The sequence below is a fragment of the Streptomyces sp. NPDC037271 genome (assembly GCF_055603605.1).
Genome location: NZ_JBVJVN010000002.1, coordinates 214,816 through 235,193, shown reverse-complemented (window position 1 = coordinate 235,193; position 20,378 = coordinate 214,816). Strand labels below are relative to the sequence as shown.

At 72.6% G+C, this 20,378-nt stretch carries 16 protein-coding genes and 2 tRNA genes; 16 read left to right on the top strand and 2 right to left on the bottom strand.

Annotation, left to right across the window (positions count from 1 at the left end):
• The first annotated feature begins 3 nt into the window (after positions 1 to 3).
• From ACZ7G3_RS05760 to ACZ7G3_RS05730, 7 genes are all read left to right on the top strand, one after another.
• On the top strand, positions 4 to 1,866 hold the full coding sequence (locus ACZ7G3_RS05760) for an LCP family protein (RefSeq protein ID WP_470923440.1): 1,863 nt from the start codon (positions 4 to 6) through the stop codon (positions 1,864 to 1,866).
• A gap of 83 nt (positions 1,867 to 1,949) precedes the next feature.
• Complete coding sequence (rsfS, locus tag ACZ7G3_RS05755; RefSeq protein ID WP_398130560.1) at positions 1,950 to 2,396, top strand: ribosome silencing factor; 447 nt, start codon at positions 1,950 to 1,952, stop codon at positions 2,394 to 2,396.
• Positions 2,393 to 3,064 carry a histidine phosphatase family protein gene (locus ACZ7G3_RS05750; RefSeq protein ID WP_426598665.1) on the top strand — a complete coding sequence of 224 codons (672 nt, stop codon included), beginning with the start codon at positions 2,393 to 2,395 and terminating at the stop codon, positions 3,062 to 3,064. Before rsfS ends, ACZ7G3_RS05750 begins: the two co-directional genes overlap by 4 nt.
• A 119-nt stretch (positions 3,065 to 3,183) precedes the next feature.
• Positions 3,184 to 3,256, top strand: a tRNA-Ala gene (locus ACZ7G3_RS05745).
• Positions 3,257 to 3,457: 201 nt separating this feature from the next.
• Positions 3,458 to 3,631 carry a hypothetical protein gene (locus tag ACZ7G3_RS05740; protein ID WP_426598666.1) on the top strand — a complete coding sequence of 58 codons (174 nt, stop codon included), beginning with the start codon at positions 3,458 to 3,460 and terminating at the stop codon, positions 3,629 to 3,631.
• Between the two features lie 3 nt (positions 3,632 to 3,634).
• Positions 3,635 to 3,868: a hypothetical protein gene (locus ACZ7G3_RS05735; RefSeq protein WP_003976229.1), complete on the top strand. Its 234-nt coding sequence runs from the start codon at positions 3,635 to 3,637 to the stop codon at positions 3,866 to 3,868.
• A 136-nt stretch (positions 3,869 to 4,004) separates the two neighbouring features.
• Positions 4,005 to 4,077, top strand: a tRNA-Ala gene (locus ACZ7G3_RS05730).
• A 76-nt stretch (positions 4,078 to 4,153) separates the two neighbouring features.
• Here the strand turns inward: ACZ7G3_RS05730 and ACZ7G3_RS05725 are convergent.
• Complete coding sequence (locus tag ACZ7G3_RS05725) at positions 4,154 to 5,764, bottom strand: NADH-ubiquinone oxidoreductase-F iron-sulfur binding region domain-containing protein (RefSeq protein ID WP_470923436.1); 1,611 nt, start codon at positions 5,762 to 5,764, stop codon at positions 4,154 to 4,156.
• Positions 5,765 to 6,017: 253 nt separating this feature from the next.
• Complete coding sequence (locus ACZ7G3_RS05720; protein ID WP_470923435.1) at positions 6,018 to 7,250, bottom strand: cytochrome b/b6 domain-containing protein; 1,233 nt, start codon at positions 7,248 to 7,250, stop codon at positions 6,018 to 6,020.
• 590 nt (positions 7,251 to 7,840) lie between these two features.
• Here ACZ7G3_RS05720 and leuS point away from each other — a divergent pair.
• The 9 genes from leuS to holA all read left to right on the top strand — a co-directional run bounded on the left by leuS (position 7,841) and on the right by holA (position 20,333).
• Positions 7,841 to 10,741, top strand: coding sequence for a leucine--tRNA ligase (gene leuS / locus ACZ7G3_RS05715; RefSeq protein WP_470923433.1), 2,901 nt, complete (start codon positions 7,841 to 7,843; stop codon positions 10,739 to 10,741).
• A 404-nt stretch (positions 10,742 to 11,145) separates the two neighbouring features.
• Positions 11,146 to 11,913: a hypothetical protein gene (locus tag ACZ7G3_RS05710; protein WP_470923432.1), complete on the top strand. Its 768-nt coding sequence runs from the start codon at positions 11,146 to 11,148 to the stop codon at positions 11,911 to 11,913.
• A 73-nt stretch (positions 11,914 to 11,986) separates the two neighbouring features.
• Entirely contained in the window at positions 11,987 to 12,832 is an 846-nt protein-coding gene (locus ACZ7G3_RS05705) for a DegV family protein (protein ID WP_426598671.1), read from the top strand.
• Between the two features lie 154 nt (positions 12,833 to 12,986).
• Entirely contained in the window at positions 12,987 to 14,183 is a 1,197-nt protein-coding gene (locus ACZ7G3_RS05700) for a ComEA family DNA-binding protein (RefSeq protein ID WP_470923430.1), read from the top strand.
• On the top strand, positions 14,180 to 16,879 hold the full coding sequence (locus tag ACZ7G3_RS05695; protein ID WP_470923428.1) for a ComEC/Rec2 family competence protein: 2,700 nt from the start codon (positions 14,180 to 14,182) through the stop codon (positions 16,877 to 16,879). The genes ACZ7G3_RS05700 and ACZ7G3_RS05695 overlap by 4 nt, the downstream gene beginning before the upstream one ends.
• A 4-nt stretch (positions 16,880 to 16,883) precedes the next feature.
• Positions 16,884 to 17,711, top strand: a complete 828-nt coding sequence (locus ACZ7G3_RS05690) for an arylamine N-acetyltransferase family protein (RefSeq protein ID WP_470923426.1) — start codon at positions 16,884 to 16,886, stop codon at positions 17,709 to 17,711.
• A gap of 234 nt (positions 17,712 to 17,945) precedes the next feature.
• Positions 17,946 to 18,827 carry a YceI family protein gene (locus ACZ7G3_RS05685; protein WP_426598674.1) on the top strand — a complete coding sequence of 294 codons (882 nt, stop codon included), beginning with the start codon at positions 17,946 to 17,948 and terminating at the stop codon, positions 18,825 to 18,827.
• A 195-nt stretch (positions 18,828 to 19,022) separates the two neighbouring features.
• Positions 19,023 to 19,268 carry a hypothetical protein gene (locus ACZ7G3_RS05680; protein ID WP_426519800.1) on the top strand — a complete coding sequence of 82 codons (246 nt, stop codon included), beginning with the start codon at positions 19,023 to 19,025 and terminating at the stop codon, positions 19,266 to 19,268.
• Positions 19,269 to 19,343: 75 nt separating this feature from the next.
• Positions 19,344 to 20,333 carry a DNA polymerase III subunit delta gene (gene holA / locus ACZ7G3_RS05675; protein ID WP_426598675.1) on the top strand — a complete coding sequence of 330 codons (990 nt, stop codon included), beginning with the start codon at positions 19,344 to 19,346 and terminating at the stop codon, positions 20,331 to 20,333.
• Positions 20,334 to 20,378: the final 45 nt, after the last annotated feature.

Genomic DNA, 20,378 nt, shown 5'->3' with positions numbered 1-20,378 from the left:
CCGGTGAACGACGGATACGACGCGGGGTACGACGACGGCGGCCCGTACGAACTCGTCGGATACGACGAGTACGGCCGACCCGTGTACCGCCAGGCCCAGGGCGAGGCCCCGGCCCGGCCGGGCGGTCAGCAGCCGTACGACGCGTACGCGCAACAGCAGGACCAGCGGGACCAGCAGTACGGGCAGCAGGCGTACGGCTACGGCCAGGGCTACGACCCGTACGCCGCGGGCGGGCAGCAACCCGCCCCCGGCTACGACCCCTACGCCCCCTACGACCCGTACGACTCCCGGACCGGCCACGAGGCCGGCGGGCAGTCCTCCGTCCCCGGCTACGACACCGGTCGGCAGCCCTCCGCCTCCGACGCCCCCGACGCCCCCGCCGGCTACGACGGCTACGCGTCCGGCGGGCCGCAGGGCGGCCGGGCGACGCCGCCGCAGTACGACCCGTACGACCCTCACGGCCAGGCGGCGGCCGGCGGCGGGCAGTCCCGGGTCGCCGAGCAGACCGCCTACATCCCGCAGCAGGCGGGCCCGCCCGGGGAGCCCGCGGAGGAAGCCCCCGCGGAGACCGCCGAAGCCGACGGGGACCGGGAGTACCGCACCGAGCAGTTCGCCTTCGTCGAGGAGCCGACCGACGACTCCGAGGACGTCATCGACTGGATGAAGTTCACGGAGAACCGCACCGAGCGCCGCGAGGAGGCCCGGCGGCGCGCACGCACGCGCGTCGTCGCCCTGGCCGTCGTCCTGGCACTGGTCGCGGTCGGCGGTGTCGGCTACCTCTGGTACGCCGGAAAGCTCCCCGGAACGTCCTCCTCCGACGACACGGCGGGCGGTACGACGGCGGCCGGCGCCCAGAAGCGCGACGTGATCGCCGTCCACCTGCACGACACCAGCGGCGGCGGCACCTCCACCGCGCTGCTCGTGGACAACACCACCACCAAGCAGGGCACCGCCGTGCTGCTGCCCAACTCCCTCGCCCTGACCGGCGACGACGGCACCACCACCACGCTCGCCGAGTCCGTCGACGACGCCGGCCCCGACGCCACCCGCACCGCGCTCGACTCGGTCCTCGGCACCGACATCGAGGGCACCTGGCGCCTGGACACGCCGTACCTCCAGATCCTCGTCGACCTGGTCGGCAACATCGAGCTCGACACCGACACCGACGTCCCCGACCCGGAGGTCAAGGACAAGGGCGCCACACCCCTCGTGCGCAAGGGCGAGGGGCAGACCCTCAGCGGCAGGATGGCCGTCGCCTACGCCACCCACCGCGGCTCCGGCGAAGCGGCCGACGCCGAACTGCGGCGGTTCGGGCAGGTCATGCAGGGAGTGCTGCGCAAGCTGTCCTCGGACCCCACGGCCGCGACGACCACCATCCAGACCCTCGGGCTGATCCTCGACCCGCCGCTGACCGAGAAGGACCTCGGCTCCTTCCTCGCCGGGCTCTCCGACCTCGCCAAGGGCGGCGACTTCGAGACCGCGCTGCTGCCCGTCCAGGACGACGGCAGGCTCAGCGCCGAAGCCGGTGACGGCATCGTCAAGGACGTCCTGGGCGGTACCGCCAAGAGCCCCGACAAGGACGCGGCCGTCAGCGTCTCCGTCCGCAACGCCACCGGCGTCGAGGACAGCGCCGGCAAGGCCCGCGTCGTCCTCCTCAACGGCGGCTTCACCTTCCTGGAGGGCGGCACCGCGTCCGGCACCGAGGCGTCGTCGAAGGTCGTCTACGCCGATGCCGCCGACAAGGAGAACGCCGTCCAGGTCGCCAAGACCCTGGGCCTGCCCACCGCCTCCGTCACCCAGGGCGAGGTCTCCGCGAACGCGAGAGTGTCGGTGGTCCTCGGCCAGGACTACGAACCGGCGTCGTAGGCGGCGGGTGATTATCACGTGGGCTGCCGTCGGCGGTCGTGAGACCCTTGAGGTCAACCGACCGCCGACCCGAAAGCCAGGCAGTGACCGCGACCGACCGCTCCATCGAACTCATCAACACCGCCGCGCAGGCGGCAGCCGACAAGCTCGCGCACGACATCATCGCCTACGACGTCAGCGACGTGCTGTCGATCACGGACGCCTTCCTGCTGGCCTCCGCGCCCAACGACCGCCAGGTCAAGTCGATCGTCGACGAGATCGAGGAACGGCTCAGCAAGGAACTCGGCACCAAGCCGGTACGCCGCGAGGGCGACCGGGAGGCCCGCTGGGTCCTGCTCGACTACGTCGACATCGTCGTCCACGTCCAGCACAGCGAGGAGCGCGTCTTCTACGCCCTCGAGCGGCTGTGGAAGGACTGCCCCGAGCTGGAGCTGCCCGCCGACGCCAAGGCGACCCGCGGCAAGGCCGAGGAGCACGCCAGGCTCCGGGCCGCCGAGGAGGCGACGGAGACCGACGGGGACTGGCGATGAGCGCCACCGGCGAGGTGACGGCCGGACAGCCGGGCCGCGGCCGCCGTGTCATCCTCTGGCGGCACGGCCAGACCTCGTGGAACGTGGAGCGCCGCTTCCAGGGCACCACGGACGTCGGCCTCACCGAGACCGGCGTCGCCCAGGCCCGCCGCGCCGCCCGGCTGCTGGTCGGCCTGAGGCCGGACGCGATCGTCGCCTCCGACCTCAGCCGGGCCGCGAGCACGGCCGCCGAGCTCGCCGCGCTGACCGGCCTGGAGGTGACCTTGGAGGAGGGCCTGCGGGAGACCTACGCGGGCGTCTGGCAGGGGCTGACCCACGACGAGATCATCGCCCGGCACGGCGAGGAGTACGCGGCGTGGAAACGCGGCGAGCCGGTCCGCCGCGGCGGCGGTGAGCTGGAGACGGAGGTGGCCGACCGCGCCGCCCCCGTGGTGCTCCGGCACGCCGAGAAGCTCTCCGAGGACGGCACCCTCGTGGTGGTCAGCCACGGCGGCACGATCCGCACCACCATCGGCCGGCTGCTGGGTCTGGAACCGCACAGCTGGGAGAGCCTCGGCGGCCTGACCAACTGCTGCTGGTCCGTGCTGGGCGAAGGCGCCCGCGGCTGGCGTCTGCTGGAGCACAACGCCGGCACGCTGCCGGAACCGGTGCTCGGCGACGACGACTGAGTCCCGCTCGGCGGGCCCGGGACCCGGATTTCACTTTCCGGCAGGTCGCAGGCTAAAGTTCTTCTTGTTCGCCCCGCCGAGCGGAGCGAAAGACCATGTGGCTCAGCCGCGTGGCACCAGGGGCTATAGCTCAGTTGGTAGAGCGCCTGCATGGCATGCAGGAGGTCAGGAGTTCAATTCTCCTTAGCTCCACAGCCCACGGACGAATCCCGTCCCCTTCGGGGGACGGGATTTTTCGTATCCGTCCGCTTGAGCAACAGGAGTCCCACAGGCGTATACCCCGGTGGGACTCCGTGTCCGGACTGGTACTGAGGCGTCGCTGACCGTGTTGGCCCGGTCGTGGCAGAATCAAACGGCCGGAAGGGGACCGCGACCCGACGGGAGGGAGTGGCGATGCCTGCGAGCATCCGCGAGGAGGTCGGTCACCTCCTCGGCTCAGCGGTGACACGCGACACGTCGACCCGTCTGCGCTGCCCTTCCTGCGGTTCCGCGCACGTGGCCCAAGTCCTCGGCGACAACGGCGGAATCTCCTACGTGTGCACGGCCTGCGGCCACAGCTGGAGCTGATCGATGGGTGCACACAGGCGGAAGTGCGACTGGTGCGGCAGCGGCACCCCGATCGTGCGGGACATGGAGCCGGTCAACCCGGACTACCAGTACTGGTGCGAGGAGTGCGCGCGGGCGCTGATCATAAAAGGCGACCCGATCGAGACGTACCGCGAACTCGAGGGCGAGCCGATCTACGGCCGGCTCCTCGAGGAGCACTGCACGCTCAAGCGGTTCTATTCGTTCGTCACGGCGTAGCGGTACGGCCCGGCGGTCCACGCAGGAGAGCAGAGCAAGAGGGCAAAACGGGCATAGTGGAAACGATTTGGTGTTGTGCCCGGTCGACCGTGTAATGTTGGCGTCGCCGCCGGGGAAACCGGGCGGCAGACAGCAAGGGGCTATAGCTCAGTTGGTAGAGCGCCTGCATGGCATGCAGGAGGTCAGGAGTTCAATTCTCCTTAGCTCCACAGGAAGAGGAAGAAACCCCCCGGATCACTGATCCGGGGGGTTTCTTCATGTGTCCCTTCCGCGCCGCCTCCCGCGTCAGCGGCCGAGTGCCCGGCGGCCGCGCCCCGGGGACAGGACCGGCAGGCTGGTCCGCGAGGACGGGGCCTGTCCGCGGCCGTCCTCCTCGATGCGCAGGGCGAGCGCCGGACAGCGGCGCACCGCGCGGACCGCCTTGGCCTCCGCGAAGCGCGGCACGTCGGCCTGCGCGACGGTCGGAAAGCCGTCGGCGCCGAGCTGGAAGACCTCGGGGAGGATGTCCGCGCACAGACCGTGGCCCCGGCACAGCGTCCAGTCGACGTAGATCTTCTGGCGGCTGGGCCCGCCCTCCTCCCCACCGCCTCCCGGGCCGCCCGCCGGGGTGCCGCCCTCGAAGAGCGGCAGGACGCCCTCCACGGGCCGCCCGCAGCCGTTGCCGAGGACATGGGCGGCGAGATCGTCCGTGAACGCCTTGACGGTCGACTCCAGGAACATCGCCGAGCCGTCCGGGTGCGAGCAGGCGCCGCGCCGCTTCACGTTCCTCGCGACCTGCTTGACCGCCTCCAGGGCGGCCGGGCCGCCGCCGTTCAGGATGTCCTCCAGGCCGCGCGCGGCGGCCGGCAGGCCCAGGTAGCAGGGGCCGCACTGGCCCGCGCTCTCCTGTGCCAGCCACTGCGCCACCCGCAGCGACTCGCCCAGCGGGCAGGTGTCCTGACCGATCGGCAGGATCGCGCCCGCGCCGAGCGAGCCGCCCACCTGGTGCAGGGAGTCGCGGGAGACGATCGCCTCGCCGACGGTCGCCGCGTCGATCCACTTGCCGTGGTAGCCGCCGGTCAGCACGCCCTGCGGCACCGGCGGGGCGCCGGCCAGCTGGAGGACGTAGCGCAGCGGCACGCCCGTCGGCACTTCGACGACCATGGGGCGGGCCACCGCCCCGGAGACGGTGAGCATGACGGTGCCCGGCTCGTCGTACAGGCCGGTGTTGCCGTAGCGCTCCGGGCCGATGCGGGCGGCGATCGCCAGCTGGGCGAACGTCTCGGCGTTGGACAGCAGGGTCGGCGCGCCGCCGACGCCGCTGCGGGACGCGCTGACCTTGCGGCCGGGCGGGATCGCCGGGCCGCCGTCGATGGAGCGGATCAGCGAGGCCGCCGCGCCGGTGACCATCCGTACCGGATTGCGCTGCACGCGCGCGCGGAGGGCGGAGCGGCGTCCGTTGTTCAGTCCGCGTTCGGCGAGGGCGGCCTCCATGGAGCGCTGCGTGGACTCACGGGTGACCCCGATGACGAGGGTGCGGGCGCCCATGGCCTCGGCGCACAGCAGCGCGCCGTCCAGGATCAGGTGCGGGGCGCGGTTGATGAGCACCGTGTCCTTGCGGCAGGCCGGCTCGTCCTCGCTGCCGTTGACGACCACGACCGGCCGCACGCCGCGCTTGATCGCGGCTTCGGCGACCGAGCGCAGCTTCCTGTGGAAGGGGAAGCCCGCGCCGCCGCGGCCCTTCAGGTTGATGCGTTCGGAGAGCTGCGCGAGCTGCTCCCCGCCCATCGGTTCGAGCGGACCGTGCACCTTGAGGTGCATCGGCAGGTCCAGGCGCTCGACAAGGTCGAAGCCCGACGTGAGCTGGGGAAGCCCGACCACACGGACTTCTGGGACGTCGGGCAGGGCCTCGTTCACCACGTTCCTCCGGAGGTGCCCCGGCCTTCGGGCCGGATCAGACCGGGCTGGTTGCGACCCGGCTGGTGTCGGTCGTGGAAGACCTGCTGGGTCGCTGACCCGCAGGCGGCGTGAGCCAGGAATCTCCTGTCAGCTGGCAGAGGAGGCGGATGGGGCAGAGGAAGCAGAAGGATCACAGGGGGCACAGGGGGCACAGGGTGAGGGGTCAGCGGGAGCAGAGGGTGAGGGGGCAGAGGGTGAGGGGGCAGGGGGGTCAGTTGAGGCCTCCGGCGGAAGGCGTGTTCCAAGGTTCGCCGGAACCCGGTGCGTCGAAGTCGTAGGACGACGACGGCGCACCGGGGACCGGTTCGGTGGCGGGACCGCTGTTGTACGTGTCGCCCGGGTAGTACGTGTCGTGGACCGCGTTCACCTCACGGGTGTCGCGCACGTCACTCGAGCCGTGGCCCGAGGTGTCCGTATCGCCGTAGACCGGGATGGTGTGTCCCGTGTCGTCGAGCGGGTCGTAGACCGACCGGGGTGCCTCGCCGACCGGCGGCGGGGACGGTACGGGCCAGCTGCCCGAGGTACTGCCGGCGCCGTCCGCGAAGGGCATCGCCTCGGTGGGCCGCATGTCCGGCGGTGGGGCGGACGCGGTCGTGTCGGCCGTCAGCGGCCGCCGGTGTGCGCCCGAGGGGCCGGACACGGCCCGGTAGGCCGCCGCGAACCCGCCCGCCGGTTCCCGCGGGGTCAGGCGCTCGGCGGGCGCGTACAGCGGTGCGGAGACCCCGCCCGCTCGCGGTGCCCCGGCACGCTCGTAGCCCGGCAGCGCGGCGGTGTCCGTCCCCCGGCCCCGGCCCTCCGCGGGCTCCTCGCGGACCGGCCGCTCGCCGGCCCCCAGGAGGCCCGCGATCCGGTCGGCGACCTTGCGCTTGACCGGGCGGGGCGCCGCGCGCAGTGCCAGGGCCGCCATGACGCCGAGCATGGACAGGCCGTACAGGATCAGGAAGACCGGCTTCGCCGCGCGCCCCGCGTAGAGCCCGTGCAGCAGCGCCAGGCACCACGCCGGGTAGGCCAGCATGTGCATGGCCCGCCAGCGGGCGGCCGCGGGCGCCGGGGACGCGAAGCGGTTGCGCAGGGCGCCGGTGACGCCCACGAAGAGCATGAGCATGCTGGCCAGGGTGCCGAAGCCGATGAGCACGCCTCGCCCCCCGAACGACTCGTCGTCCGTGGCGAGCAGCCCGAACGGGACCACGGCGGCGACCCAGGTGGTGTGCTCCCGTGCCAGCTTGACCCCGATGTGCAACAGCAGGAAGACGACCGAGGCGACCGCGGTGGTCCGGTGTACCGCCTGGGCCAGGATCCGCCGGCGGGCGTCGAGGACGATCCGGTCCTGGGCGACGAGTCCCCAGATCACCGAGCAGCTGAGGAGGACGAGGGAGAGGACGCCGGCGCCGAAGTCGAGGAACTCCGCGAAGGTGTCGTCCGCCGTGCTGTCGTTCGTCACCACGGCAGGCCTCCCCACGTCACGGACGCGCGGGGAGGGTGCGGGTGCGAGCGGCTGCCGAGGGGGTGGCTCAGGGGAAGGGCGGGAGGGCGTGAAGGGTGTGGAGCGTGTGGAGGGTTCATGGGGCAACTCCGGAGCGGTTCGGGGTAGCGGTCCCGCTGCCGCACTCTAAGTGGCGCCATACCCGCGGGTACGAGGTTTGAGTTATTGCGTTGTTATCAAATGACAATGCGCTCGTAGTGATGTCCCCATAGTGGTCGTTACGCGAAGTAACCATTGGCCCCGGTTCACGATCACCGGCCGTGAGGCGGCGGGGAGGTGCGGCGGGGAGGTGTGGCGGGAGGCGTGGTGCGGACCGCCGGAAGCACCTCGCGACCCGATCGACGACTGCGGTACCCTGACGCCATGCGTGCCGTACGCCTTCTGCTTAGCGAGCCGCGCTGATCAGTCCCGACCCCGGTCGTAGTCCGGTGGCCGGAATCGGCGCGGCGTCCCCTCCTGTGCGAGGGGATTTTTCATTTCCCGGCATTCACAGCCGCTGGTCTTGAATGTCGCAGCCGCTGGCAGAGACGATCGATGGAGCTTTGAGGATCATGAGCGAGACGAACCCCGCGGCGACCGCCCCCGTGACGGCGGACGCCGCGCCGCACCGCTACACGGCTGCCATGGCCGCCGAGATCGAGGCACGCTGGCAGGACTTCTGGGACGCCGAGGGGACGTACGCCGCGCCGAACCCCAAGGGTGACCTGGCGGGCGACGCGGAGCTGGTCGCCAGGCCCAAGAAGTTCATCATGGACATGTTCCCGTACCCCTCCGGTGCGGGCCTGCACGTCGGCCACCCCCTGGGCTACATCGCCACCGACGTCTTCGCCCGCTTCCAGCGGATGACCGGCCACAACGTCCTGCACACCCTGGGCTTCGACGCCTTCGGCCTGCCCGCCGAGCAGTACGCGGTGCAGACCGGCACGCACCCGCGCGTGTCCACCGAGGCCAACATGAAGAACATGCAGAGCCAGCTGCGCCGGCTGGGCCTGGGCCACGACAAGCGCCGGTCGTTCGCCACGATCGACCCCGAGTACTACAAGTGGACCCAGTGGATCTTCCTGCAGATCTTCAACTCCTGGTACGACCAGGAGGCGCGCAAGGCACGGCCGATCACCGAGCTGGTCGCCCAGTTCGAGTCGGGTGAGCGGGCGGTCCCGGGCCACCCCGGGCGCGCGTGGAGTGACCTGAGCGACGCCGAGCGCGCCGACGTGCTGGGCGGCTTCCGTCTGGCCTACGCCTCCGACGCGCCCGTCAACTGGTGCCCCGGCCTGGGCACCGTACTGGCCAACGAGGAGGTCACCGCCGACGGCCGCTCCGAGCGCGGCAACTTCCCCGTCTTCAAGTCCAAGCTGCGCCAGTGGAACATGCGCATCACCGCCTACGCCGACCGGCTGCTGGACGACCTGGACGAGCTGGACTGGCCCGAGGCCATCAAGCTGCAGCAGCGCAACTGGATCGGCCGCTCCGAGGGCGCCCGCGTCGACTTCCCCGTCGACGGCGAGCGCATCACCGTCTTCACCACCCGCCAGGACACCCTGTTCGGCGCGACCTACATGGTGCTGGCGCCCGAGCACCCGCTGGTCGAGAAGTTCACCCCGGCCGCCTGGCCCGAGGGCACGCACGACGTGTGGACCGGCGGTCACGCGACCCCGACCGAGGCCGTCGCCGCGTACCGCGCGCAGGCCGCGTCCAAGTCCGACGTCGAGCGGCAGGCCGAGGCCAAGGACAAGACCGGCGTCTTCATCGGCGCCTACGCGACCAACCCGGTCAACGGCGAACAGGTCCCCGTCTTCATCGCCGACTACGTGCTGATGGGCTACGGCACCGGCGCGATCATGGCCGTCCCGGCGGGCGACCAGCGCGACTTCGAGTTCGCGCGCGCCTTCGAGCTGCCGATCCGCTGCATCGTCGAGCCGACCGACGGCCGGGGCACCGACCCGGCCACGTGGGAGGACGCCTTCGGGTCGTACGACGCGAAGATCATGAACTCGTCCAACGACGAGATCAGCCTGGACGGCCTGCCCGTCGTCGAGGCCAAGGAGCGCATCACCGAGTGGCTGGAGCGCACCGGCGCCGGAGAGGGCACCGTCAACTTCCGGCTGCGCGACTGGCTGTTCAGCCGCCAGCGCTACTGGGGCGAGCCCTTCCCGATCGTCTACGACGAGGACGGCGTCGCGCACGCCCTGCCCGAGTCGATGCTGCCGCTGGAGCTGCCCGAGGTCGAGGACTACTCCCCGCGCACCTTCGACCCGGACGACGCCGACACCAAGCCCGAGACCCCGCTGTCCCGCAACGAGGACTGGGTCAACGTCACCCTGGACCTGGGCGACGGCCGCGGCCCGCGCAGGTACCGGCGCGAGACCAACACCATGCCCAACTGGGCCGGCTCCTGCTGGTACGAGCTGCGCTACCTGGACCCGCACAACGGCGAGCGGCTGGTCGACCCGGAGATCGAGCAGTACTGGATGGGCCCGCGCGAGGGCCTGCCGCACGGCGGCGTCGACCTGTACGTCGGTGGCGCCGAGCACGCCGTGCTGCACCTGCTGTACGCCCGCTTCTGGTCCAAGGTCCTGTTCGACCTGGGGCACGTCTCCTCGGCCGAGCCGTTCCACAAGCTGTTCAACCAGGGCATGATCCAGGCCTACGTCTACCGCGACAGCCGCGGCATCGCCGTGCCGGCCGCCGAGGTGGAGGAGCGCGACGGCGCCTACTACTACCAGGGCGAGAAGGTCTCCCGGCTGCTGGGCAAGATGGGCAAGTCCCTGAAGAACGCGGTCACCCCCGACGAGATCTGCGCCGAGTACGGTGCCGACACCCTGCGCCTGTACGAGATGGCGATGGGTCCGCTGGACGTCTCCCGGCCGTGGGACACGCGCGCGGTGGTGGGCCAGTTCCGGCTGCTGCAGCGGCTGTGGCGCAACGTCGTCGACGAGAACACCGGTGAGGTGACGGTCGCGGACGTCGCCGAGGCCGACATCGACGCGGACACCCTGCGCGCCCTGCACAAGGCCATCGACGGCGTGCGGCAGGACCTGGAGGGCATGCGGTTCAACACCGCCATCGCCAAGGTCACCGAGCTGAACAACCACCTGACGAAGGTGGGGGGCACGGTCCCGCGCACGGTCGCCGAGCGCCTGGTGCTGCTGGTCGCGCCGCTGGCCCCGCACGTCGCCGAGGAGCTGTGGCGCAAGCTGGGGCACACGGACTCGGTCGTCCACCAGGACTTCCCCGTCGCCGACCCGGCCTACGTCGTCGACGAGACCGTGACCTGCGTCGTGCAGATCAAGGGCAAGGTCAAGGCGCGGCTGGAGGTCTCCCCGTCCATCTCCGAGGAGGACCTGGAGAAGGCGGCGCTGGCCGACGAGAAGGTCGTGGCCGCGCTGGACGGGGCCGGGATCCGCAAGGTGATCGTGCGGGCGCCGAAGCTGGTGAACATCGTTCCCGCGTAGGCGGAGGGGCACTCGGAGGGGCAGGGCCTCTGGACCGGGCTCTTCGGGTGGCCGGTGTTCCGGGTGCTTCTGAGGGCCGGTGTTCGCGGGGGCCGGTGGTCCCGGTGCTCCGGATGGTCCCGGTGGTCCGGGTGGTCCCGGTGGTCCGGGTGGTCCGGGTGGTCCGGGTGGTCCGGGTGGTCCGGGGGCTGGACTGGGGCTGGGGTGAGGCTGGGGTCCGGGGGTCCGGGGTTCCCTCAGGGCAGGCTCGGGGTCGGATGCGGGCCGGTTCAGGGTTGAATGCGGGCAGGTTCGGGGTTCTGATCGGAACCCTGGGCCTGCCCGCTGCGTTTACCGTGGAAGAGCGGCGCGGAGAGCGCCGCGGCCTGCCGGTGCGCGGGCCGGACGCTCGGAGGAGGAGCTTCGTGGAAGCAGTGATCACGGTATTCGCCCTGCTCTTCGTGCTCGCCCTCGTACTGGGCGCCTACGCCACGGTGAAGGCCGTCGGCGCCGCCAAGCGCAGCGTGGACCGTGGCATCACCCAGGCCCGCCGCACGGTCGAGGACCACACACTGCGGGCCAAGTCCCTGGTCCAGCCGGGGCCGGCGGGCGAGCTCGCCCAGCTGCGGCTGACGCTGCGCACGTCGATGCGGGCCACTCAGGACGCGCTGCACGCGGGCGTGGCCGAGGACGAGTCCCTCAAGGAATCCCTCGCCCTCTTCGACCGGCTCAGCGCGCACGGATTCGAACTCGACGCCGAGCTCAGGCGGCTGGAGTCGGACCCGGATCGCGTCACGCTCGGGGGGCTCCTTCCCGCGCTGCGCGAGCGCACCGAGCGGATCACCCGGTCGGCGGAGTCCCTGCGCTGGGCGGCCCGTGACCGGGCCCGCCGCTTCGCGGACGACGACCTGGACTCGTTGAGCGCACAGATCGACGTCGAGGCCGGCGCCCTGCGGCACTGGACGGAGACGGAGACGGGTCCCGCCGCCGCGCCGCCGTCCTGGCCCGAGGCTCCCGCCACCGACGCCCCCACCGCCCGGCAGAGCCGGCCGGAGACCCCGCAGGCATCGCCGACCTCGCCGGCCTCGAGGCAGGAGCCGGCGGAGGAGCCCGCCAGGCCCGCCATCACCCCGCCCGCCGCGCGCCCCGTCTATCCCTGGCAGAAGAAGGCCCGTCCGGAGAACACGACCTGATCACAGCCCTGTGAACGCCCGGTCGTCGAGGCCGGGCTGCCGTACGGGGGCTGCGCCAGGTAGCCTCCAGCTCATGTCCCGCCATGTCGCTATCGTCACGGATTCAACGGCCTACCTCCCGGCCCGGACGATGGAGCGGCACGGCATCACCGCGGTACCCCTGACCGTCGTCCTGGGCGACCGGGCCCTGGAAGAGGGCACCGAGATCTCGACCCGTTCGCTGGCCCAGGCCCTGCAGAAGCGGCGGCCGGTCACCACCTCCCGCCCCAGCCCCGAACTCTTCGCCGAGACCTACCGCAGGATCGCCGAGTCCGGCGCCGAGGGCATCATCTCCCTGCACCTTTCCGCCGAGCTCTCCGGCACGCACGACGCGGCCGTCGTCGCCGCGCGCGAGGCGGCGATCCCCGTGCGCGTCGTGGACACCGGGATGATCGCGATGGCCCTCGGATTCTGCGCGCTCGCCGCGGCCGAGTCGGCGGAGGCGGGCGGCACGGTGGACGAGGCCGTCACGGCCGCCGAGAAGCGCGCCGCGGGCACCTCCGCCTACTTCTACGTCGACACCCTCGACTATCTGCGCCGCGGCGGCCGGATCGGGGCGGCCCAGGCGCTGTTCGGTTCCGCGCTCGCCGTGAAACCGCTGCTGCAACTGGACGGCGGCCGGATCGAGCCCTTGGAGAAGGTCCGGACGGCGTCCAGGGCCATCGCCCGGCTGGAGGAGATCGTCGCCGACCGGGCGGGCAGCGCACCGGTCGACATCGCCGTCCACCATCTCGCCGCCCCGGACCGGGCGTCGGCTCTGGCGGACCGCCTGCGGGACCGGGTGCCCGGGCTGGCCGACCTCCACGTGAGCGAGGTCGGCGCGGTGATCGGGGCGCACACGGGGCCCGGGCTGCTCGGAGTTGTCGTCTCGTCGCGGTGAGGGAGCGGCGCGAGGCCGTGTGGGTCTCGTCGACGTGGAGGGGGAGTCGTTGTATCACCCGTGTGGGGTACCGGAGTTGTCCACAACCTGTAGGTAGTCCCCGGGAATTGAGCATGATCATCGCAGTTGTGGCGCGGTGTCCGATCCTCGTCGCATGGCTCTTCGATCACGCTCACGCACAGCGGCCGCGACCAGCGGCCCGGGCCGCGCACCGGCTTCCGACGGCCGGCTCCGCCAACGCCACTCGTCCCCTTCCCGCTCCCTCGGCCGGGCACGGCACGGGCGCCGTCATGCACCGGAGGAGGAACTCCGGCGGCGGGCGGCGGCACTCTTCGACGAACGTGCCGAACGTGCCGAACGTGCCGAACAAGCCGACTATGCCGAACACATCGGATACACCGGACACACCGGACACACCGAGCATGCCGAACGTGTAGGGCGGGCCCGGCACACCGAACGCACCGAACACGCCGAACACGCCGGCCGGCGGGGCGGATCGGGGAAGGGGCCGCCGTCGCGGAGGACGGAGCAAGCGGCGCGAGAAGAAGGGACGCCACCGGACGCCGCCATGACGGTCTGGCGGGAGCGGGCAGGACAGGCGCTGCGGGAGCGGATGCCGGTGTGGCTGCAGACACGGTGCGGGCTGGAGCGGCGCAGTGTGGCCGCGCTCACGGTGCTGCTCGTCGTCGCCGCGGTCTTCGCCGTGCAGCACTTCTGGACCGGCCGCACCCAGCCCGTGGCGGCACCTGAGGTGGTGCGGGAAGCGGCGGCATACGGCGCGCAGGGAGTGGGAGAGGGTGCGGGAGGAGACTCCGCGCCCGGATCGCGCAAGGGCACGGCCATGGGCACAGGTACGGCCACCGCCACGGTCGGGGCCGAGATCGTGGTGGATGTCGGCGGCAAGGTCCGCAAGCCCGGAATCCACCGCCTTCCGGCGGGCTCACGCGTAGCGGACGCCCTGCGTGCCGCCGGAGGCGTGCGATCCGGCACCAGGACCGACGGGCTGAACCAGGCACGCTTCCTGGTGGACGGAGAGCAGGTGATCGTCGGCGCCCCCGCGCCGGTCACGGGGTCCGCCCCGGGCGGCACCGCCCCGGGCGGCACCGCCCCGGGCGGGCTCGGCGGGCCGGGCGGTCCGGCGGCGGGAGGGGCGCCCGCGGGGCCGGTCTCCCTCAACACGGCTACCGCCGATCAGCTCGACACCCTGCCGGGCGTCGGTCCCGTGCTGGCCCGGCACATCATCGACTACCGCACCCAGCACGGCGGTTTCCGCTCGGTGGACGAGTTGCGCGAGGTCAACGGCATCGGTGAGCGCCGCTTCGCCGACCTGCGGAATCTCGTGCGGCCATGAGCCCGGACCTGGGCCCGGACCGGGGCCCGGACACGAGCCTGGACCTGAGCCCGGACCTGGGCCCGGACACGAGTCGGCCGAGCGGGCCGGGGGCACCCCACGACCGGACGGCGTCCCCGCGCGCGGCCGTGCACGCCGCTTCCGGGCACCGGCTCGGCGCGGCCCATCCCCGACAGGAGGGGCCTACGGACCTGCGGTTGGTCCCGCCGGCGCTCGCAGCCTGGGCGACGGCGGCGCTGATGCTGGACGCGCCGCCAGGGTGGGCCGTGGGAGTCGCCACCGCCGGGCTGATCCTGGCCGGAGTACTGCTGCCGAGGGCGCGGAGGCGGCGCACGACGCGCGGACGGCGTCACGCGTCGGTCGCCGCGCTGCTCCTCTGCGTCGCCGCGTCCGCCGTCTCGGCCGCGCTGCACGGCGCGGACCTGCGCCGTGGGCCCGTGCCGGCGCTGGCGCGGCAGTACGCCACCGTGACTGCCGAGGTGGAGGTCACCGCCGATCCCCGCCTCACCCGGCCCCGCGTCCGGGGAAACCGTGCCGTGCCGCCCACCGTACTGATCGAGGCCGACGTGCGGCGGGTGACGGATGCCGGAGGCACGGAGGTGATGACACGGACGCCGGTGCTGATGCTCATCGATGCGGGGGACGGCGAGGAGAGACGGGGACCCGCTTCCGCAGGCCACGCGGGCGACCCGGGCGATCCGGAGGACTCGCGGCTCACCCGTGCCGGGCCCGGCACCGCGCGCTGGCTGGGACTGCTGCCGACCGCGCGGCTCCGCGTCACCGCCCGGACGGCGCCCCCGAGGGCGACCGGGGACCGGATCGCCGCCGTGCTGCGGGTGCGGGACGGCCGGGAGGGGCCGGAGGTGGTGGCCGAGCCGTCGGGGGCGCAGCGGCTGGCGGGACGGCTGCGGGCCGGGTTGCGGGAGGCCACCGACGGTCTGCCGGCGGACGCGCGGGCGCTGCTGCCGGGCCTGGTCGTCGGGGACACCTCGCGCATCACGCCGGAGCTGGAGGAGGCGTTCAAGGAGACCGACCTCGCGCACACGCTGGCGGTGTCCGGCGCCAACTTCACGATCGTGCTCGCCCTGCTGCTCGGACCGCCCGGACTGGCCCAGCGCAGCGAGCGCCGGGGGCTGGCGCCCCGACTCGGACTCTCCCTGCGGACGACCGCGCTGCTCGGCGGCGTGCTCGCACTCGGCTTCGTCGTCGTGTGCCGGCCCGACCCGAGCGTGCTGCGGGCCGCCGCCTGCGGGTCCGTAGCCCTGCTTGCCCTGGCCACCGGACGCCGCAGGTCGCTGCTCCCCGCGCTGGCGACGGCCGTACTGCTGCTGGTGCTGTACGACCCGTGGCTGGCCCGCAGTTACGGCTTCCTGCTCTCCGTGCTGGCCACCGGGGCGCTGCTCACGCTGGCCCCGAGGTGGAGCGTGGCGTTGCGCCGGCGCCGGGTTCCGCCTCGGCTCGCCGAGGCGCTGGCCGCCGCGGGCGCGGCGCAGGCCCTGTGTGCGCCGGTCGTCGCCGTGCTGTCGGCACGGGTGAGCCTGGTGGGGGTGCCGTGCAACCTGCTCACCGAGTTCGCGGTCGCCCCGGCCACGGTGCTCGGCTTCGCGGCGCTGGCGACGGCACCGGTGGCGATGCCGGTGGCCAAGGGGCTGGCCTGGTGCGGAGGCTGGCCGGCCGAGTGGATCGCGGCGATCGCCCGCACCGGGGCCGCGCTGCCCGGCGCGGGTGTGGACTGGCCGGGCAACTGGGCCGGGGCGGCGCTGCTCGCCCTTGCCACGGTGGGCGTGCTGATCGTCGGCCGGCGATTGCTGAGACACCCCTGGTGGTGCGGTGTCTGCGCGGTGCTGCTCGTGCTGGTGGTGGTGCGGCCGCCGCCACTGGCCCGGGTGATCACCGGGTGGCCTCCGCCGGGCTGGCGGATGGTGATGTGCGATGTGGGCCAGGGCGACGCCATGGTGCTCGCGGCGGGTGAGGGGGCGGGCGTGGTGGTGGACACCGGGCCCGACCCCGCGCTGGTCGACCAGTGTCTGCGCTCGCTCGGCATCACCCGCGTCCCGCTCGTGGTGCTGACCCACTTCCACGCGGACCATGTGGCGGGCCTGCCCGGGGTGTTGCGGGGGCGTTCGGTGGGTGCGATCGAGACGACCGCGCTCCAGGAGCCCGCGGACCAGGCCGAGTCCGTCCGCAGACAGGCTGCGGCACGGCGGATTCCCCTGCGGCACGCCGCCGCCGGGGAGCAGCGGCGGTCCGGCCCGCTGTCCTGGCAGGTGGTGTGGCCACCACCGAGCCCACCGACGACCAGGGTGCCGGGCTCCCCGACGACCACGGAAAGCCCCAACGACGCCAGCGTCACCCTCCTGGTGCGGACGGCGGGCCTGCGTCTGCTGCTCCTCGGCGACTTGGAACCCCCTGCACAGCAGGAGCTGGCGAGATCACCGGCGGCAGCGGCGCTGGAAGGGGTCGACGTGCTGAAAGTGGCCCATCACGGCTCCGCCCACCAGGACCCGGACCTCATACGGAAGGTGGCCCCACGGCTGGCACTCATCAGCTGCGGAGAGGACAACACCTACGGCCACCCGGCTCCCGGCACGGTCGAGGCGCTGCGGGCCCAGGGGGCGATGGTGCTGCGGACGGACCGGGACGGGGCCCTGGCGGTCACCGGCACGGGCAGGGCGTTGCGGGTGGCGGGAGACTGAGGGCATGGATCAAGCCCAGGTCGATGCCTACCTAGCCCGCCTCGGAGCCGAGTACGCGGCGTGGCCCACCGTCGAGGCCCTGCGTGACCTGCATCTGCGTCATCTGCGCAGCGTGCCCTTCGAGAACCTGTCCGTCCATCTGGGAGAGGAGATCGCGCTGGAGGAGGAGCGGCTGCTGGACAAGGTGGTGGGCGCACGCAGGGGCGGGTTCTGCTACGAACTCAACGGCCTCTTCGGCGCGTTGCTCGCGGCGCTCGGGTACGAGGTCACCCTGCTGGCGGCGCGGGTGTACGGGGACGGGGGCCGGCTCGGGATCCCCTACGACCACCTGGCGCTGCGGGTGCGGACCGTGGACGGGGGTGACTGGCTGGCGGACGTCGGGTTCGGGGCGCACAGCCACGGCCCCCTGGCGTTCGGGGAGCGGGGTGAGCAGGAGGACCCCGGCGGGACGTTCCAGGTCGTCGAGGCGGGCCCGGACGAGGCCGGGGTGCGCGGCGGGCACGACTCCGCGCGTGCCGCCGACCTGGACGTGCTGCGGGACGGGAAACCCGTGTACCGGGTGGAGCTGCGCCCGCGGGTGCTCGGCGACTTCGTGTCCGGCGCGTGGTGGCACAGCACCTCGCCCCAGTCGCACTTCCTCCAGTCGCCGGTCTGTTCGCGGGTCACGGAGGACGGAGGGAGGGTCACGCTCAGCGGCCGCAGGCTCATGACCACGGCGGCCGACGGCAGACGGGAGGAGCGTGAGCTGGACACAAACGAGGAGGTGCTCGCGGCGTACCGGGACCGCTTCGGTATCGCCCTCGACCGGGTGCCGGCCGTGCGCCGGTTGTGAGGCCACCGGTGCCTTCCGCGACGCGACCCGACGCCCGCCGCGAGGCGACTCCGCGCCGGCTGTGCGGAATGCCGCCCGGGGCGGCCGCTTCGGGCCACAGAGGGGGCTACTCGTGAGTACTCCCGGCACATGCGCCGGTTTCCTGTGATGTGACCCCGTGTTGCCTCGAAAGCCTCATCGGTGATCGAATGTTACTTCGTCAACAATTTCTCACTCGTGCAGAGGGTGTCGTAGATGATCGGCCGTTGGCTGGGAAGCCGAACGAAGCGGATGCAACGGACGGGTCCTCTGGCGGCGGTGCGGACCCCGCCGAACGCCGGAGTGCTGAGTTGCCGGGTTCTCGATCCCGTCAACGAGCCGGTGCCCAACGCGGAGTTCGCGGTCAGCGACACCATGGGACGCAAGGTGGTCAGCGGTGGGACGGACCCCTTCGGTTCGTTCGTGGCGACGGTGCCCGCGGGGGAGTACCGGCTCGCGGTGTCCGCCGAGGGCTACACGCCGTACCGGGCGTCCGCGACCGTCACCGAGGACGCGCTGGCCTCGCTCGGCGACGTGACCCTGCAGGTGGCCCAGCCCCCGGAGCTGCCCGCGCCGGGCGACTGGGAGATCGAGCCGGCGCACTCGTCGATCGCGTTCACCGCCCGGCACATCGGGCTGGCCCGGATCCACGGCCGGTTCAACTCGTTCGCGGGCGCGGTGCGGATCGCCGACGACATGGAGCAGTCGGCGATGCACGTGGTCATCGACGCGGCGTCCATCGACACCAACGTGCAGATGCGTGACGACCACCTGCGGTCGGGGGACTTCCTGGACGTCCAGCGGTATCCGACCCTGGAGTTCTACAGCGACCGGTTCACGCACCGGGGCGGCAACCGGTGGGCCGTCTCGGGGGCGCTGTCCCTGCACGGCGTGACGCGCACCGTCACCCTGGACGCCGAGTACCTCGGTCTCGGCAACGGGATGGAGGGCGAGGTGCGGGCGGCCTGCCGCGCCACCACCGAGCTGCACCGCGACGACTTCACGGTGAGCTGGCAGACGATGCTGGCGCGCGGCATCGCCGTGGTCGGCCCCAGCATCAGGATCGACCTCGACGTGCAGATCGTGCCCAAGAGCTGAACCGGATCGCGCCGAGGGCTGAACCGGATCGCGCCGAGGGCTGAACCGGGTCGCGCCGAGGGCTGAACCAGATCGTGCCCAAGAGCTGAACCAGATCGTGCCCAAGGGCTGGACCAGATCGTGCCCGAGGGGCGAGCGGCGCCCGCAGTCCCGCCCGACTGCCCGGCCGCCACGCGGTGTCGGACAATGGCACCCGTGAGCGATGTGAGACATGTGCTGGTGCTGCCCGACCGCGATGCCGCGGAGGAGGCGGCCCAGGCGCTCGGGGAGCGGTTCGGGGTCGACGAGGAGCCCCGGATCGTCCGGGACGCCCTGGCCGGCGAGGACGACGCCGAGGACGCCCAGTGGCTCGTCGTCCTGCGTGACGAGCGGGAGCGGCTGGACCCCGGCGAGCTCGACGAGTTCGCCGGGGAGTGGGAGGGCTGGCGCGAGGAGCCCTAGCTCCTGGCCGGCGCAGCCAGGGGAGTCCCGTCGGGCCGGCACGCGCTGTCAGTGGTGCGTGCGATGCTTGTCGCGATGGCCAGGAAGACTGCGAATGACGACCCTCTCGCCCCGGTGACCCTTGCCGTGGGCCAGGAGGACCTCCTGCTCGACCGTGCCGTGCAGGAGGTGGTGGCCGCCGCGAAGGCCGCCGACGCCGACACGGACGTACGCGACCTGACCCCCGACCAGTTGCAGCCCGGCACGCTCGCCGAGCTCACCAGCCCCTCGCTCTTCGCCGAGCGCAAGGTCGTGGTCGTACGCAATGCGCAGGACCTGTCCGCCGACACGGTCAAGGACGTGAAGGCCTACCTCGGCGCACCCGCCGAGGAGATCACCCTCGTGCTGCTGCACGCGGGCGGCGCCAAGGGCAAGGGCCTGCTGGACGCCGCCCGCAAGGCGGGGGCGCGCGAGGTGGCCTGCCCGAAGATGACGAAGCCCGCCGACCGGCTGGCGTTCGTACGGGCGGAGTTCCGTACCATCGGGCGATCGGCCACCCCCGAGGCGTGCCAGGCGCTGGTCGACTCGATCGGCAGCGACCTGCGGGAGCTGGCCTCCGCGGTGTCCCAGCTGACCGCGGACATCGAGGGCACGATCGACGAGGCGGTCGTCGGGCAGTACTACACCGGACGGGCCGAGGCCTCCAGCTTCACGGTCGCCGACCGGGCGGTCGAGGGACGTGCGGCGGAGGCACTGGAGGCGCTGCGCTGGTCGCTGGCGACCGGAGTGGCCCCGGTGCTGATCACCAGCGCGCTGGCGCAGGGCGTGCGGGCGATCGGCAAGGTGTCCTCCGCCCGCGGTGGACGCTCCGCCGACCTCGCCCGCGAGCTGGGTATGCCGCCGTGGAAGATCGACCGCGTCCGGCAGCAGATGCGCGGCTGGACACCGGACGGCGTCTCCGTGGCCCTGCGCGCGGTGGCCGAGGCGGACGCAGGGGTGAAGGGCGCCGGGGAGGATCCCGAGTACGCCCTGGAGAAGGCCGTGGTGACCATCGCGCGGGCGGCGCGGTCGCGAGGCCGGGCGTAAGTCGCCCCGGTCAGCCCGGTCAGCCCGGTCAGCCCGGTCAGCCCG